At 74.3% G+C, this 16,271-nt stretch carries 15 protein-coding genes; all 15 read left to right on the forward strand.

The annotated features are described in order from the left end of the window. Positions 1-2: 2 nt before the first annotated feature. The 15 genes from ACIOHC_RS12355 to ACIOHC_RS12425 all read left to right on the forward strand — a co-directional run bounded on the left by ACIOHC_RS12355 (position 3) and on the right by ACIOHC_RS12425 (position 16,136). Positions 3-1,049, forward strand: a complete 1,047-nt coding sequence (locus ACIOHC_RS12355; RefSeq protein ID WP_351082785.1) for a beta-ketoacyl synthase N-terminal-like domain-containing protein — start codon at positions 3-5, stop codon at positions 1,047-1,049. Further along, entirely contained in the window at positions 1,046-1,903 is an 858-nt protein-coding gene (locus ACIOHC_RS12360; protein WP_351082757.1) for an alpha/beta hydrolase, read from the forward strand. The genes ACIOHC_RS12355 and ACIOHC_RS12360 overlap by 4 nt, the downstream gene beginning before the upstream one ends. Then, positions 1,900-2,874, forward strand: coding sequence for a thioesterase family protein (locus ACIOHC_RS12365; protein WP_351082759.1), 975 nt, complete (start codon positions 1,900-1,902; stop codon positions 2,872-2,874). Before ACIOHC_RS12360 ends, ACIOHC_RS12365 begins: the two co-directional genes overlap by 4 nt. Further along, positions 2,871-4,058: a beta-ketoacyl synthase N-terminal-like domain-containing protein gene (locus ACIOHC_RS12370; RefSeq protein WP_351082761.1), complete on the forward strand. Its 1,188-nt coding sequence runs from the start codon at positions 2,871-2,873 to the stop codon at positions 4,056-4,058. Before ACIOHC_RS12365 ends, ACIOHC_RS12370 begins: the two co-directional genes overlap by 4 nt. Further along, on the forward strand, positions 4,055-5,110 hold the full coding sequence (locus ACIOHC_RS12375) for a beta-ketoacyl synthase N-terminal-like domain-containing protein (RefSeq protein WP_401842665.1): 1,056 nt from the start codon (positions 4,055-4,057) through the stop codon (positions 5,108-5,110). The genes ACIOHC_RS12370 and ACIOHC_RS12375 overlap by 4 nt, the downstream gene beginning before the upstream one ends. Continuing rightward, on the forward strand, positions 5,094-5,909 hold the full coding sequence (locus ACIOHC_RS12380) for an SDR family oxidoreductase (RefSeq protein ID WP_401842667.1): 816 nt from the start codon (positions 5,094-5,096) through the stop codon (positions 5,907-5,909). Before ACIOHC_RS12375 ends, ACIOHC_RS12380 begins: the two co-directional genes overlap by 17 nt. Before the next feature lie 223 nt (positions 5,910-6,132). Beyond that, positions 6,133-7,251 carry a beta-ketoacyl synthase N-terminal-like domain-containing protein gene (locus ACIOHC_RS12385; RefSeq protein WP_351082767.1) on the forward strand — a complete coding sequence of 373 codons (1,119 nt, stop codon included), beginning with the start codon at positions 6,133-6,135 and terminating at the stop codon, positions 7,249-7,251. Positions 7,252-7,346: 95 nt separating this feature from the next. Then, the gene (locus ACIOHC_RS12390; protein ID WP_351082769.1) at positions 7,347-7,610 is read left to right on the forward strand and encodes an acyl carrier protein; all 264 of its coding nucleotides are present in this window, start codon (positions 7,347-7,349) and stop codon (positions 7,608-7,610) included. After that, positions 7,607-8,020 carry a hypothetical protein gene (locus ACIOHC_RS12395; RefSeq protein ID WP_351082771.1) on the forward strand — a complete coding sequence of 138 codons (414 nt, stop codon included), beginning with the start codon at positions 7,607-7,609 and terminating at the stop codon, positions 8,018-8,020. Before ACIOHC_RS12390 ends, ACIOHC_RS12395 begins: the two co-directional genes overlap by 4 nt. Beyond that, positions 8,017-8,520, forward strand: coding sequence for a 3-hydroxyacyl-ACP dehydratase (locus ACIOHC_RS12400; RefSeq protein WP_351082773.1), 504 nt, complete (start codon positions 8,017-8,019; stop codon positions 8,518-8,520). The genes ACIOHC_RS12395 and ACIOHC_RS12400 overlap by 4 nt, the downstream gene beginning before the upstream one ends. 12 nt (positions 8,521-8,532) lie before the next feature. Beyond that, the gene (fabG, locus tag ACIOHC_RS12405) at positions 8,533-9,327 is read left to right on the forward strand and encodes a 3-oxoacyl-[acyl-carrier-protein] reductase (protein WP_351082775.1); all 795 of its coding nucleotides are present in this window, start codon (positions 8,533-8,535) and stop codon (positions 9,325-9,327) included. Continuing rightward, positions 9,324-10,061: a 2-hydroxychromene-2-carboxylate isomerase gene (locus tag ACIOHC_RS12410; RefSeq protein WP_351082777.1), complete on the forward strand. Its 738-nt coding sequence runs from the start codon at positions 9,324-9,326 to the stop codon at positions 10,059-10,061. The genes fabG and ACIOHC_RS12410 overlap by 4 nt, the downstream gene beginning before the upstream one ends. Positions 10,062-10,406: 345 nt before the next feature. After that, the gene (locus ACIOHC_RS12415; protein WP_401842669.1) at positions 10,407-13,973 is read left to right on the forward strand and encodes an AMP-binding protein; all 3,567 of its coding nucleotides are present in this window, start codon (positions 10,407-10,409) and stop codon (positions 13,971-13,973) included. 40 nt (positions 13,974-14,013) lie between these two features. Then, on the forward strand, positions 14,014-15,840 hold the full coding sequence (locus tag ACIOHC_RS12420) for an acyl-CoA dehydrogenase family protein (RefSeq protein WP_389636962.1): 1,827 nt from the start codon (positions 14,014-14,016) through the stop codon (positions 15,838-15,840). Further along, the gene (locus ACIOHC_RS12425) at positions 15,837-16,136 is read left to right on the forward strand and encodes an acyl carrier protein (protein WP_351075201.1); all 300 of its coding nucleotides are present in this window, start codon (positions 15,837-15,839) and stop codon (positions 16,134-16,136) included. Before ACIOHC_RS12420 ends, ACIOHC_RS12425 begins: the two co-directional genes overlap by 4 nt. The last annotated feature ends 135 nt before the right edge of the window (positions 16,137-16,271 follow it).

The raw sequence follows: 16,271 nt of genomic DNA on the forward strand, positions 1-16,271 counted from the left end.
CCATGCCCACGGCACGCGCCGTGATCACCGGGATCGGTACGGCCGTGCGCGGCCTGACGGAGCCCGCCGGACTGCTCGGGCCGCTGCCCGAGGACCACCGGGCGGCGCCCGACCCCGTGTCCCGGCTCACCGGACGCGGCCTGCGCTACAAGGACCGGGCCACGAAGCTGGCCATGGCCGCCGCGCGGGACGCGCTGGCCGAGGCCCGACTGGTGGACGCCAAGGGGGAGCTGACCGTTCCGGGCGAGAGCGTCGGGGTGGTCACCAGTACCAACTACGGCAACGCCGACACGGTCTGCGAGACCGTGCGGACCATCGCCGAGTCCACCTATCTGGCGACCAGCCCGATGATGCTCCCCGCCACTTCCAGCAATGTGGTCGCCTCGTGGCTCGCCATCACGCACGGCCTGCGCGGCGCCAACCTGACCCTGTGCAACGGGCCGACCTCCGGGCTCGACGCCGTCCACTGGGCCCGGCTGCTCATCGGGGCGGGCCGGGTGGAACGGGTGCTCGTCGTCGGCACCGAACCGGACAACGCCCCCGTGCGCCACCTCACCGAGGTGCCGGACGACGACGGCACCGGCGCGCCCGCGCTCTTCGACGGCGCGGTCGCCCTGGTCGTCGAGTCCGCCGCCTCCGCCACGGCCCGTGGAGTGGACGCGCTGGCCGCGATCGGACCGTACGCACGCCGCGGCGACCACGCCGTCGCCGTCGCCGACGTGCGCGGCAGGCTGCCGGGAACGGTCGGCCTGTGGTGCGTGCCGCAGCACCCGGACGGGGTGCGCGCCCCCGCACCCGGTCTCGGCGCCGGGGCCGGAACGGCCCCGGTCCACGACCTGTCCGCGCTGTACGGCCCGTCGTCGGGCGCGCTCGGCGTGCTCCAGTGCGCGGCGGCGGCCCTCTGGTTCGACGACGCGGAGGCGGGCTCCGGGACCCTGGTCCTGGCCAGCGCGGGTACGGGCGACGCGGGCGGGGACGACGCGAGCGCGGCCCTGCTCCTGGCGGCCCCCGGTGCCCCGGTACCCGGTCCGGCGGGCGCGGCGCGATGACCCACTACGACGGGGAGGACAGCCCGGAGCCCAGGGCCTCGGTACGGCTGCGGCGTGCCGCCCGCGAGCCGGAGGGCGCCGTGCGCGTGCTCGCGCTGCACGGCCTCGCCGGGAGCGTGTCCAGTTGGGCGCCGTACGAGCGACTCGCCCTCGACGAGGTCGAGTTGTGGGACGGGGAGCTGCCCTGGGGCTCCGCCGGCGACCCCGGCTGGAGCCTGCGGGACGACCCGGCCGACCATGTGGAGCGCGCGCTCGACGCGGTGCCCGGAGGCGTCGACCTCCTCATGGTGCATTCCTTCACCGCGGGCCCCGCGCTGGAGGCCCTCGTACGCCGGGCGGACTCCGGCGGACCCCGGGCCGCCGTGGTCGTCGCCCCGTTCCACCGGCGTCGTACCGACGACTTCTCCTGGGACGACGCCACGTACTACCTGGGCGGCTTCCACCGCATCCTGGAGGAGGGCCTGCGGATCGGCGGCGGCGAGCGGCTGCCGGCCGAGGTGCGGGCCGCGATGGCGCTGCGGGTCCGCGACCGGGTCGGCCCCTACGGCTGGCAGCAGTTCTTCGGCGCCTACCTGCGCAGCCCCTTCCTGGACGTCGCCTCCTTGCGGCTTCCGGTGCTCGTCGTGGCCGGGAGCGAGGACTTCGCGGCCCCGCCGGACGACGCCCGCGCGCTGGCCGCCGCCCTGCCCGAGGGCAGGTTCCGGCTCTTCGACGACTGCGGCCACTTCGCGATGGCCGAACAGCCGCAGCGCTTCGCCGACGCGGTGCACGAACTGCTCCGCGAGACCTTCCCCGCCGCTCCCGCCACCCCTTCCCCTTCCGATGTCCATCCCTACGTACCGGAGTTGACGTGACAACGAACACCGCTGGCATCGAGGCCGCGGCTCTCGCGCTCCAGGAGCCCAGCACCCTGGAGATCCGCCCTCGCTACGAGGGCTCCAACATCTGCACCTGGATCGGCTTCAAGCACGTCAACTACCTCGTCGAGGAAGCCGTCCTGAACCATCTCAGGCAGGCCGGGATCGCCCCGGGCGCGATCTACGAGACGTACGGCCTGTGCACGGACATCGTCGACATCGACACCCGCATCCTGCATGCCTTCCACATCGACGACACGGCCGTCGCCGAGGTCAGGCCGCACCGCAGGGCCAAGGACGGAGAGCTCGTCCTCGCCGTCACCCTCCAGGTGCAGCGCGAGTCCCTCCTGAAGGCGGTCACCTCCACGGTCCGTGTCCAGTTGCGCCTCGACCCGCGCGGTGGCGGCGAGCAGCCCGTCCCCGCCGCGCTCGCCCCCTTCGCCGTCGACCGGCTCGGCGCCGTGCCCGGCTGGACGCCGGAGCCCGTCGCGGCGGACCCGGCCGCCGCCGACCTGGTCAAGGAGCTGACAGCCGGACGCAACGCGTACGCCTGGAAGTTCCGCATCCCCTACTGGTACTGCCACTTCACCGAGCGTCAGCAGATGTCCGGCTATCTGCGGCTCATGGAGGAGGCCAAGGACCGGCTCGTCGCCGATCGCGGGGTCTCCATCAAGACGCTGCTCGACGAGCAGAACTGGATCCCCGTCGTGCCGCACTCGCGGATCACCGTGCTCGACGAGGCGCGGATGGAGGAGGACCTGTATGTCGTCCTCACCGTGGAGAACGTCTTCAAGGGCTTCACGTACGACTCCCGCATGGACACCTACGTCGTCCGTGACGGGAAGCTGCTGCAGACCGCGACCGGCCGGATCACCCACGGCTACGCGGTGATCGAGAACCGCCGCGACTGGAGCCTCGTGCCCTTCGACGACCGTATGAACGCGGCCCTGGAGGGCCGGACGGCATGAACACCGAGGTCGAGGTCGTGGTCACCGGGGTCGGCGCCGTCACCTGCCACGGTGCGGGTGCCGGCACCCTGTGGCGGGCCATGACGGCGGCCGGGGTCCGTCGGCCCGAGCGGCCGGCGGACCCGCTCGCCCGGATGGACCTGCCGCTGATCAACCTGGTGCCCGATCTCGGCCCCGACCCCGTCCCGGCGGCCGAGCGGGCAACCCGCTTCGCCTCCCGCGCCGCCGCCGAGGCCCTCTCCGACGCCCGCCACGACACCGCGTCACTGCGCGCCTGCCGCACCGCCGTCGTACTCGGCAGCTGCATGGGGGAGCCCGGCCCGAACGAGCGCGGACGGGGACGCGGGGTCCACGGCGACGGCTTCGAGTGGACGCCTCCGTTCCGGCTCGCCGGCCGACTCGCCTCCGAACTGGGCGTGTTCGGGCCGGTGCACGACATCGCCAACGCCTGCGCGGCCGGCGGCTACGCCCTCGGCATCGCCGCCGACCTGATCCGCGCGGGGGAGGCAGACGTGGTGATCGCGGGCGGATCCGACGCGTACTCACGCGTCGCGCTCGGCTGCTTCAACCGGCTCGGCGCCGTGGACCCCGAGCGGTGCCGCCCCTTCGAGAACGACCGGGCCGGCACGGTGTTCGCCGAGGGCGCCGGAATCCTCGTCGTCGAATCGGCCGCGCACGCCGCGGCCCGGGGGGTACGGCCCGCACCGCGTCTGAGCGGGACCGCGTGGAGCTGCGACGCGGGACACCCGACAGCCCCCGAAGCGGACGGCGAGCAGATCGTACGGGCGATGCGGCAGGCCGTCGGTGATGCGCCGGAGAGCGTCGGCTGTGTGATCCCGCACGGCACCGGCACCCGCCTCAACGACGTGCTGGAGAGCCGCGCGCTGCACCAGGTGTTCGGCCCGCGCGCGGCACGCGTCCCCGTCTACAGCCTCAAGGCGCTGCTCGGTCACGCGGGCGGCGCGTCCGCGGCACTCGGCGCGGTGGCGGCGGCCCTGATCCTGCGGCACGGCTCCGTCCCTGCGAACGTGCCGCTCAAGGACCAGGACCCCGAGTGCGAGGTGCTGCTCCCGCAGGGAGCAGCCGTCCCGCTGCCGTCGTCGCGGCGGCGCGTACTCGTCAACGCCTACGGGTTCGGCGGCAACAACGCCTCGCTCGTTCTCGCGGGAGGTGAGGACCGGTGAACGGCCCGTACGGACAGCAGCTCGCCGTCACCGGCGTCGGCGTCGTCTCACCCTGGGGCGACGGGCCCGGAACCGCCCACGCCGCACGGGGAACCGCCCCGGCCGGGAACGGTGACTGGTTCGACCACCGGGACCGGCTCGGGCCGCGCGGCTACAAGTACCTGCCCGCCGCCGCCCAGTACGCGCTGGCCGCGGCCCGTGCCGCGCTCGCCGACGGCGGGCGGCCCGACGCGGTGCCCGACCACCGGCGAGGTCTGCTGCTCGCCACCAACGCGGGGCTCGCCGGGCTCTTCGACGTCATGGACACGACCGTGGCCGAGGACGGCGGCGCGGCACGCCTCTCCCCGGCCACGGCCCCCTACTTCGCCGTCAATGTCCTCGGCAACCGGCTGGCCGCCGAACTCGGACTCAGGGGCTTCGCGCTGACGGTCGCGAACGAGCGCACCGCCGCCGTCGACGCGCTGGCCACCGGTGCGCTCGCCCTGGCGGCGGGCCGCTGCGACACGCTCCTGATGGCCGCGGCCGAGGAGCCGCCGCCCGGGGGGCGGGGCGAGCAGGGGGCCGCGGCCCTCGCGCTGGAGCCGCTCGCCGCCGCGCGGGCCCGGGGAGCCGGGGTGCACGCCCTGGTGGCGGCCCGCTCCCTGTTCCTGCCGCCGCGCGCGCTGGGGAGCCCCGCGGGCCGGGACGGCGCGGTGAACCGCCTGGCGGAGGTTCTCGCGGCGGTACCGGGCCCCCGCACCGTACATCTGGACCTCGACGGATCCGCGGTGTCCGAGACGGTGGCGCTCGCCGTGGCGCGGGCCGCGGCGGGCCGGACCGTGCCGCCGCCCGGCGGAGCGACGGCCGAACCGCGCCGCGCGCAGCCGCTGTCGCCGCAACGCGGCGCCGGCTGCCTCGGGCCCGCGTTCGCCGTCGCGCACGCCGTCACCACAGCCCGCGAGGAAGACCGGATCGTCGTCACGGCCGACGGCGCCGGACACGTCGCCCTGGTCCGGATCTCTTCCGCGTCGGCCCACCACACACAGGAGTCGCAGCATGCTGAAACCGCTTGAGGGGAGCTGGAGCATGGTCCTCGGAGCGTCCAGCGGGATCGGCCGGGCCATCGCCCTCGGACTCGCCCGCGAGGGCGTGCACATCGCCGGGGTGCACTTCGACACGGCCTCCCGCACCGAGGAGATCGAGGCCGTCGTCGACGAGATCCGGTCGCTGGGTGTCGAGGCGCACTTCTTCAACGCCAACGCCGCCGCCAGGGCCACCCGGGCCGACATCGTGCCGCGGCTCGCCGAGCTGACCGGATCGGGCGGCGGCATCCGGATCCTCGTCCACTCGCTGGCCTTCGGCACCCTCGTCCCGTTCACACCTCGCGAGGGCTGGGACAAGCAGGTCAGCTCGCGCCAGCTGGAGATGACGCTCGACGTCATGGCCAACAGCCTCGTGTACTGGACCCAGGACCTGCTCGCCGCGGGCCTGCTGCGCAGCGGGGCCAAGGTGTTCGCGATGACGAGCGCGGGCACCTCCCAGGCGCTGCCCAGTTACGGTGCGGTCTCCGCGGCCAAGAGCGCCCTGGAGTCCCATGTGCGCCAACTGGCGTGCGAGTTGGCCGTCAGCGGCATCGCCGTGAACGCCCTGCGCGCCGGCACCACCGTCACCCCCGCGCTGCGGCGCATCCCGGAGCACGCCGGCTACATCGAGCGCGCGGCGGAGAACAACCCGCACGGCCGCCTCACCCGGCCCGACGACGTCGCCGAGGCGGTCGCCCTGCTCTCACGCACCGACTCCTCGTGGCTGACCGGCAACACCATCGGCGTCGACGGGGCGGAACTGCACGCCGCCGCCGGGGCGTGGGGCTGAGAGCCTGTCGGGCGACCTCCGCTCTCCGGTCGAAGGTCACCCGACAGGCCCAGAGCACCACCGGCCTCCCGTGCCCGTCGGCCCCCAGGGGCCTCCACCGGATCCCTCTTGTCCGGCCGGCCCGCACCCGACCGGGGCGGGCACCGGGCGGGGAACCACACCGGCCAGGTATTCGACCGACGGGTCCTCACCCCGGATCCTTCACCGACAGGAGCAGAACGCGATGAGTGCCAGTCTTGCCACCGGGGCGGACCCGGACACGCTGGTCGTATCCGGCTGGTCGGCGTCCTCCCCGTACGGGCTCGGCGCAGCGGCCTTCACCGAGGGCATCCGCGCCGACCGGGACGGGACGCGGGCCGCCGACGGCACCGCGGACCTCGGGCCCTACGAACGGGCGGGCCGCATACCCGACTTCGACGCCCGGTCGGTACTCGGCCGCAAGGGCACCCGCGCCATGGACCGCGCCACGGCCATCGCCGTCGCGACGGCAGGGATGCTCCTCGGCGAGGCCGGGCCCGGTCTCGCCGAGGACGTCCCGGAGGCCGTCGGCATGGTCCTCGGCACCGGACACGGCAGCGTCCAGAGCATCATGGACTTCACCCGGGACTCCCTCACCGGCGAGAAGCCCTTCCACGTCGACCCGGCCCTGTTCCCGAACACCGTGATGAACCGCGCGGCGGGCCAGAGCGCCATCTGGCACACCCTGCGCGGTCCCAACACCACGGTCGCGGGCGGCGCCCCGACCGGGCTGCTCGCGCTCAACTACGCGGCCAGGCTGCTGCGTCAGGGGCATTGCGGGGCCGTGCTGTGCGGAGCCGTGGAGGAGTTCTCGGCCGAGCGGGCCTGGCTGGAGTACCGGGCCCGCACCGGCGGCCCGCACCGCAGGCCCGCGGGGCCGCTCGGCGAGGGCTGCGCGCTGTTCCTGCTCGAATCGCCGGACCGGGCCCGCTCCTACGGGCGGACCCCGCTCGCCACGCTGCTCGGTACCCGCTTCATGGCGTTCACCGACCCCGAGCGTGCCCAGGACGCGGTGTCCCGCGCCGTCACGGAGGCGCTCAAGAACGCCGACGTACGTCCCGACGAGATCACGCTGATCGTGCCGTCGGACAGCGGCGGCCCGCTCGGCGCCCACGAGGACGCCGCGCTCGCCGCGCTCTTCGGCGACCGGCTGCCGCCCCGGCTGCGGCTGCGCAAGCTCCTCGGCGACGCCGGGGCGGCGTCCGCGTCGCTGCAGCTCGCCGGCGCGCTCGCCGCCGACGCCGCGGCCGGGCCCGTGCTCGTCACCTCCATCGACCCGGACGGCCAGACCGGTGCGGTCGTACTGCGCACCGGCGCGTCCTGACCGCCGCCACGGCACCCCGCGCGGCGTGCCGGCCGCACCGGATCCCCGACCACTGCCCGTATGCCGAACCACACCCGGAAGGACGTGTCCCGCTCATGCCCGAGACCACCACCCCCGCACTCGACAAGGAAGAACTGCGCGACCTGGTCGCGGATGTCCTCGACCTGGACGTCGCCGAGGTCACCGACAGCGCCCACTTCATGGAGGACCTGGAGGTCGACTCGCTGATGGCCCTGGAGATCGTCGTACGCCTGGAGAAGGAGTACGGGGTCCGGCTCGCGGAGTCCGAACTGACCTCGATCACCTCGCTGCTGGGCACCTACGAACTGCTCGCCGACAAGCTGCGGGACGCGCGGTGAGCGCCGCCACGCCCCTGGGCGACATCGAGCTGATCCGCACCGGCGCGCAGGGCGCGATCGCCGCGTTCGACGCTCCCGTCGACGGCCCGGTCGTCGACGGGCACTACCCCGGCTTCCCGCTGCTGCCCGGCGTGTTCCTCATCGAGGCCGCCGACCGCACGGTCCGGCAGTGGGCCAGGAGCAATCGCGCCACCCCCGACGGCGACGACGGGGAGGTGGAGCTGGTCGCCATGGACCGCTGCCGCTTCCACCGCCCCGTCCACCCGGGCGACCGGGTGCACACCGACATCGGCGTCACGGAGAGCGCCGCCGGGCTGCTGTTCAAGGCGGCCGTCACCACCAACCGCGGCAAGGTGGCCGACATCCGGCTGCGCTACCGCGACAAGGAACGGCAAGAGGAGGTCCGATGACCGTCCACGGCGTCGACCGGATCAAGGGCACCATCCCGCACCGCGGCGAGATCCTGCTGGTGGACCGGGTCGCGGACGTGGTGCCGGGCGAGAGCCTGACCGCGTACAAGGCCGTCTCCGGCAACGAGCCGGTGTACGCGCCGCTCGGCCAGGACGCCGCGGCGTCCGACTACGCCTACCCGACCTCGCTCGTCATCGAGTCGTGGGCCCAGTCCGCGGTGCTGCTCTCCGTGTGGGAGAAACCCAACCCCGACGTGCTCGCCGGGAAGGTCGAACTGGCCGGGGCCATCAACGAGGTCGTCGTCGGCGGGCGCGCCTGGCCCGGCGACGTGCTGGAGCACCGGGTGCGCCTGGTGAAGGCCGCCGGGGAGACCTCGGTCCTGGCCGGCGAGACGCTCGTCGGCGGGCGCGAGGTGCTGCGGGTCGGCGCGTTCGTGGTCGCGCTGCGCGACATGACCGAGCTGCTTCCGGCGCCCGACCGCGCCCTGCTGAAGGTGTGAGGAGAGGACGCGATGAGTGCGCACAGCACTGCACGGAACCAGGCCACCGCACAGAGCGGCGGCGAACCGCACGGGGACAAGGTCGCACTCGTCACCGGAGGGTCACGGGGCATCGGCCGCGCGGTCGTCGGCAGGCTGGCCCGCGACGGCTACGACATCGGCTTCTGCTACCGCTCCGACGACCAGGCGGCGGCCCTGGTGGAGAAGGAGGTACGTGAGCTGGGGCGCCGCGTCCTGGCGCGGCGGGTGGACGTCACGGACCGCACGCAGGTGCGGGACTTCGCCGCCGCCGCCGAGGACCGGCTGGGCCCCGCGTCGGCGGCGGTGACATCGGCCGGCATCACCCGGGACTCCCCGCTGGTGCTGATGCCGGACGAGGACTGGGACGCCGTACTGCGCACCAACCTCGACGGCACGTACAACCTGTGCCGCGCGGTGGCCTTCCCGATGATCAAGCGCGGCGGCGGCGCCGTCGTCACGTTGTCGTCGGTGGCGGGCGTCGCGGGCAACGCGGGCCAGACCAACTACTCGGCGTCCAAGGCGGGGATCATCGGCTTCACCCGGTCGCTCGCCAAGGAGGGCGGGCGGCACGGCATCCGCGCCAACACGGTGGCGCCGGGCTTCATCGACACGGACATGACCTCGGAGCTGCCGCCGAAGGTGGCCAAGGAGATGCTGGGCCGGATCCCGCTGAAGCGGTTCGGGCGACCCGAGGACGTGGCGTCGCTCGTGGCGTTCCTGGTGTCGCCCGAGGCGTCGTACGTCACCGGGCAGGTGTTCCAGGTGGACGGCGGGATCGCGCTGTGAGCGGCGCCGCCCGCGAGCAGCGCCGTCGCAGGCGTCCCCCGCGGTTCTACTTCTCGCTGCGCAGCCCGTACTCGTGGCTGGCGTGGCGGGATCTGCTCGACCGCTATCCGGCCACCGCGGCGGCCGTGGAGTGGGTGCCGTTCTTCGAGCCGGACGAACTGAGCCGGAAGCTGCTCGCCGAGGCGGGCGGCGCCTTCCCCTACACGCCGATGTCCCCGGCCAAACACCGCTACATCCTCCAGGACGTGCGGCGGCTGGCCGCCGAACGGGGACTGTCCTTCACCTGGCCGGTGGACCGTGATCCGGTGTGGGAGGTGCCGCACCTGGGCTACCTCGCGGCGCACCGGCACGGCAGGGGGGCCGAGTTCATCGCGCTCGCCGCACGGGCCCGCTGGGAACGGGGACAGGACATCTGCGACCGCTCGGTGATCGGGGGCTTCGGCCCCGAACTGGGCCTGGACGGCGAAGAGCTGGCGTCCGCCGCCGACGACCCGGGACTGCGGGCCGAGGGCGTGCGGGTGCTGCTCGACATCCAGCGCGACGGAGTCTTCGGCGTGCCGTTCTTCGTCGACCGCTTCGACAAGTACTGGGGCGTCGACCGGCTGCCGGCCTTCGCCGCGGCACTCGCCGCCGAGCCCCCCGAGGCCCCCGAGGCCCCGCCCCCCGCGGACGCGGTCCCGCCGCCCGCCCCCGCGGCCCCGGTGGACGACGGCCACGCGGGCGGCTGCGGCTGAGAGCCTGTCGGGCGGCCTTCGATCGGACGGCGGACGCGGTCCGGTGCGTGCGACTCCAAGGCGCCGGAATTTTTCCTCGTAGCAGAGCCACCAGGGCATTTCGGCGAACGGGAAGCGTGCGTGCCAGGGCGTGGCCGCCCGGTCAGAGGCCGCCCGACAGGCTCTGAGCCGCCCCGGACCGGCGCGGCCCGGAGCAGGCCGCGCCCAGGGCCGCCGCACGACGCCTCCCCCGCGCCGTGCGGCGGCCCTTCCATGTCCCCGGACGGCCGGGTCCGCGTATAGGTGCCGCATAGCGCACGGCTGTTGCGTGGGGATCCGTAACTCTACGAGAAGGTGGGTGGTTGGGTGTCCGGCTTCGAGAGCTTCGTCAGCGCGCTGCGCCGCGGGGCGGCGGCGGCGCCCGAGCGCCGCGCCGTCGTGTTCGGTGCCGCGTCCGGCGAGGAGGAACTGTCCTACGCGTCCCTGGACACCGGGGCCCGGGCCGCGGCCGTGACGGTCGCGGAACTGGTCGCGCCCGGCGACCGGGTGCTGGTCTCCTGCCTGCCCGGCACCGGCTTCCTCCGCGCCTTCCTCGCCTGCCTGTACGCGGGTGCGGTCCCGGTCCCGGTCCCCGCCCCCGGAGGGTTCGGCCGACAGGAGTCCCGGACCGACGCCATCGCCGTGGACACCGGGGCCCGGCTGGTCCTCACCGACGAGGCGAGCGCCGCCGCCGTCACCCGCTGGATCGAGGACGAGCGTGCCGCACCGCCCGGCCTCGACGCCGTCACGGTGGAGTCCGCCGAGCGGGCGGGCGATCCGGACGCGTGGACCGAGCGGTCCGTCGAACCCGGCACGCTCTGCTTCCTGCAGTACACCTCCGGGTCGACCGGCGACCCGAAGGGCGTGATGGTGCCGCACGGCGCACTGGTCCACAACCTGCGTCTGATGCGGGACAGCCACGGCTGGCACGGCGGCATGACGTGGTGCAGCTGGCTGCCCGCCCACCACGACATGGGCCTCATCGCGATGATGCTCGCCCCGCTGTACCTGGGCGGCACCGCGGTCCTCATGTCGCCCACCGACTTCCTCAAACGGCCGGTGTCCTGGCTGCGGTTGATCGCGCGGCACGGCGCCGAGATCAGCTGTGCCCCGAACTTCGCCTACGACCTGTGCGCCCGTCGCCTCACCGAGGAGCAGACCGCCGGGCTCGACCTGTCACGCTGGCGGTACGCCTGCAACGGCGCCGAGCCCGTCGACGCCGCGACCCTCGCCCGCTTCGCGGAGCGGTACGCCGCAGCGGGCTTCGAGGCGCGCTCCCTGCTGCCCGGCTACGGCCTCGCGGAGGCCACGCTGTACGTCAGCGGAACCCGTGCGCAACTGCCTCCGACGGTGCTCCGCGCGGATTCCGACGCGCTGGCCCGCGGCGAGCTGACCGGGGCCCGGCAGGGCGTGCCGGTGCAGGAACTGGCGAGCAGCGGCGTCGTGCGCGGACTCGACGTCCGGGTCGTCGACCCCGCCACACGCGCCGAACTGCCGGACGGGCGCGTCGGCGAGATCTGGATCCGCGGCGGCAGCGTCGCACTCGGCTACTGGAACCGTCCCGAGGAGACCGCCGCCGTCTTCCGCGCACGCACCGCCGCCGGCGAGGCCGGCTTCCTGCGCACCGGCGACCTGGGCGCGCTGCGCCTCGGCGAGCTGTATGTCACCGGGCGCATCAAGGAAATGATCATCGTGCACGGACGCAACCTGTACCCGCACGACATCGAGCGTGAACTCCGCGAAGCGGTACCCGCGTTCGCCGAGCACACCGCGGCCGTCTTCGCGGTGCGTCCGGGCGGCAGCCACGCGGCGGAGGAGATCGTCGCCGTGCAGGAGACCCGTGGGCGCGGCCTGTCGGGGGAGGAGCTCACCGCCCTCGCGCGCGGCGCCCGCGGCGCTCTCGCCCGGCGGCTCGGACTGCGGGTCGGCGGTCTCGTCCTGGTCAGACCGGGACGGGTCCGGCGCACCACCAGCGGCAAGGTGCGGCGCGCGGTGATGCGGGAACTCTTCGAGCGCGGTGAGCTGGAGGTCCTGCACGAGGAGCTGGCGCCGGAGGTGGCCGCCGCGTTCCGGGGACCGGCCGCGGCAGGGCAAGCCCGCCCCGTGGACGCGCTGAGCGTGCCGACCGACGAGCCCTGGCACCCGTACGCGCTCAGCCGTGAACTGGAGGCGAGGCTGGGCGACCCCGCCGACGGGAGCGGGGTGTTCTCCCGCCGGGCCTGCGCACAGCTGGACCGGGCCGAGGAGTTCCCCGCCGCGATCTGCCGGGAGCTGGACGCCCTCGGGGTGCCGCGCTGGTTCGCCCCCGCCCGGCACGGCGGCGAACTCCGCTCCGGCGAAGAACTGTCGCAGCTCATCAGGACGCTGGGACGGCGCGACTTCACCGTCGCACTCGGACACGTCAAGACCTATCTGGGTGCCGTCTCCGTATGGGCGGCCGGAACTCCCGAACAGGCCCGGACCCTCGCCTCGCGCGTCGCCTCGGGCGCGGTCGTCTCGCTCGCGGTCACCGAGCGGGAGCACGGCAGCGACCTGCTCGCGGGGGAGCTGCGGGCCACGCGCACGGAGCGCGGATGGCGGCTCGACGGTGAGAAGTGGCTGATCAACAACGCGACGCGGGCCGATTTCGTGACCGTGCTCGCCCGCACCACCGACCGGGGGGGAAGCCGGGGTTTCAGCCTCTTCCTGGTCGACACGTCCCGGCTGGGGACGGGGGGCCGGCGCGCCCTTCCCCGAGTGCCCACGCACGGCGTGCGCGGCGCCGACATCAGCGGCATCGCGTTCGACGGCGCCGAGGTGCCCGCCGACGCGCTGATCGGCGCCGAGGGCGAGGGCCTGGAGATCGTCCTCAAGGGATTCCAGATCACCCGGACCCTCTGCTCGGCGATGTCGCTCGGCATGACCGACCACGCGCTGCGCATCGCGCTGGACTTCGCCCGCACGCACCACCTCTACCGGCGTCCGCTCGCCGAACTGCCCTACGCCGCACGCACCTTGGCCGAGTCCTACGCCGACCTGCTCGCGATGGAGGCGGTGAGCCTCGTCGCGACCCGCTCGATCCACACACTCACCGGTGAGCTGGCTGTGGTCTCCGCCGTCGTCAAGTACCTGGTGCCGACCCTGGGCGACGAAACGATCGGGGCGCTGCGCGGACTGCTCGGGGCACGGGCGATGCTGGTCGAGGACTTCGCCGACGGCGCGTTCCAGAAGCTGGAGCGCGATCACCGCATCGTCGGCATCTTCGACGGCAGCACCGCCGTCAACCTCAACTCCCTGATCAACCACTTCCCGGTGCTCGCCCGCGGCTACCGCGACGGCACTGCCGACCGGGACGCGGTCGCGATGGCCGCCCGCCTGGACGGACCGCCGCCCGGGCTCGACCACGGACGGCTCGCGCTGTACGCGCGGTCGGGCTCCGGCGTCGTGCAGTCCCTGCCGGACGCGGTGGCGCGGATCAGGCCGGCGGCGCCGTCCCATGTCGCGGAGCGCGCCGCGCGGCTGCTCGCCCTGGCCACCGAACTCCACGAGGAGCTGAAGGCATCGCGGCACAGCCCCCGCGCGGTGCCGCCGGAGGCGTTCGCCGCGGCGCGCCGCTACGCCCTCGTGTACGCGGGCGCCGCCGCGGTGCACCTGTGGCTGGAGAACACCGGCACCGTCCGGGCGAGCGGCCCGCTCTGGCAGGACGCGGCATGGCTCGACGCGGTCCTGGCCCGTCTGCTGCGCCGTCTGACCGGCGCCCCCGACCTGGACGACCAGGACGGGCCCGCCCTCGACGCCCTGCTGCCCCCCCTGTACGCCCAGCACGAGGAGGGGCTGCTGTTCTCGCTGCTGCCCTGCCCGCTGGGCGAGGGACGCCGGGTGCCCGGCGGCGGGCCGGCGAGGGACGCGGCGTGACGCACCCGACCACCACCCCGACATCGACGAAGGACCTGGCATGACGGACCTGTTGACCACCGGCGCCCGCGAGGCCCCGCACCTCGCCGGGGAGGGTCCGGTGTCCGACCCGGACCTGGCGCGCGTCGACCGCCTGGAGACCCTGCTGGGCGATCCGCGGGACGCCGCCAATCCGCTCGGTCTGCGAGCGGTGCTCGCCGCCGACGAGCGCGGCGAGCTGTCGGCCGAGGGCGAGCGCGCGCTCGCGGACTTCGGGCTGGGTGCCGAGTTCGTGCCGGTCCGTCTGGGCGGCCGGTTCGCGCGTGCCGACCGGTTCGCGCTGCTCATGCGCTCCCTGTTCCGGCGCGACTGCGCGCTCGGCATCGGCTACGGCGTCACCAGCTTCATCGCGGGCCTGCCCATCTGGGCCGACGGCAGCGACGAACAGCGCCGCCGAGCCGCCGAACTGCTCATCGGCGGCGGCCGGATCGTCGCCGCGTACACCGAACTCGACCACGGCAGCGACTTCGCCCGTATCTCGCTGACCGCCGGGCCGACACCCGGCGGATACCTCCTGGACGGCGGCAAGCAGCTGGTGAACAACATCTGCCGCGCCGAGGCAGCCGTCCTGTTCGCCCGCACGGGCGAGGACGCCGGCAGCCGCGCCCACGCGCACTTCCTGGTCGATCTCGACGCGCTGCCCACGGAGCGCGCGGACCGCTCCGCCCGGTTCGCCACATCGGGCGTACGGGGATGCCGTCTCGGTGGCATCGACTTCGACGCCTGCCGGGTACCGGCCGATGCGCTCCTCGGCGTCGAGGGGGGTGCCATGGAGACCGTCCTGAAGGTCTTCCAGGTCACCCGCAGCGTGCTGCCGGGCATGGTCGTCGGCGTCGGCGACACCCAGCTGCGCACGGTGCTCGACTTCGCCCGGCAGCGCCTCCTCTACGGACGACCCATGTCCGAACTCCCCGAGGTGCAGGGCGTGCTGGCGGAGTCCTTCCTCGATCTGTTGATCTGCGACGCGCTGTCGGTCGTGGGGGCGCGGACACTGCATCTGGCACCGGGGGAGGCGAGCGTACGCGCCGCGGCGGTGAAGTACCTGGTGCCGAAGCTGCTTCAGGACAACTCCTACCGCCTCGGTGTGACGCTGGGCGCCCGCAGCTATGTGCGTGAGGGGCCGTACGCCGTCTTCCAGAAGGCCGCCCGGGACCTGCCGGTCGTCGCCCTCGCGCACGCGAGCGGAGCGGTGTGCCTGTCGAACATCGTTCCCCAGCTGCCGCGGCTCGCGGAGCGGTCCTGGCGGCCCGCCCTCGACGGCGGGACGGCCGTCCCCTGTGCCGCGGCGCTGTTCCGGCCCGACGAACCGATGCCCGACCTCGACCTCGGCCTGCTCGAACTGTCCGCGCGAGGCGCCGACGGCCTCGCGGCGAGCCTGCCCGCGTTCGCCCGCGACCTCGCCGAGCGCGCCGTCCGCGAGCCCGAACTCGGTGAACTCGCCTCATTGGCAGCCATGTTCGCCGAGGAACTGGCCGGCCTCGCCGACCGGGCCGCCGCCCTGCCGCCGCGCGACCGCACTCCGCTCGCGAGCCGTCGCGCCTTCCTGCTCGCCGAGCGCTACACCCATCTGCTCGCGGCCGCCGCCTGCCTCGGCATCTGGCACGCGGCCACGCCCGCCGACGGCTTCGCCGCCGACCCGCTGTGGGTCACCGGCGCGCTGCACCGGCTCGCCGACCGGCTCGGGCCGCGTCGCGGCCCGCTGCCCGGACACCTGGTCCGGGGCCTGACGGCGGAACTCGCCACCAGACACGAACACCACCGCACCTTCGACCTGTTCCGCGGACGGCTCGCCCACGGGCCGGTCCCCGCCAAGGGAGTCATCGCATGACCGAGACCACCGCAACCAGCCCCGACCCCGTCATCCGCACGCCGCAGGCGATCAGCTCCTGGCTCGTCGACCGCGTCTCCTACTACCTGGAGCGCCCCGCCTCGGAGATCGACGAGGGCGCCCAGCTCGCCGAGATGGGCCTGGACTCGGTGTACGTGTTCACGCTCTGCGGTGACATCGAGGACCGGTTCGGCCTGGTCGTCGAACCGACCATGGCGTGGGACCACCCGACGGTCGAGGCCATCACCGCCCACCTGGTGGCCGAGCTGGCCGGCCGGGCCGCGTCCGACCGATAGCGCCGTCCGCCCGGAGGGCGGGCGCGCGGCGTCCGGTGCGTGCAATCGCGAGACGGAGGACCGTCCCCGTACCGGGCGTACGTGGACGATTCCGGCGCGCGGCGCGTGTGCGTGCCGGACCTCGCGCGCCAGGCG

This window comes from Streptomyces sp. NPDC088252 (genome assembly GCF_044740965.1).
In the GTDB taxonomy this organism is placed as follows: domain Bacteria; phylum Actinomycetota; class Actinomycetes; order Streptomycetales; family Streptomycetaceae; genus Streptomyces.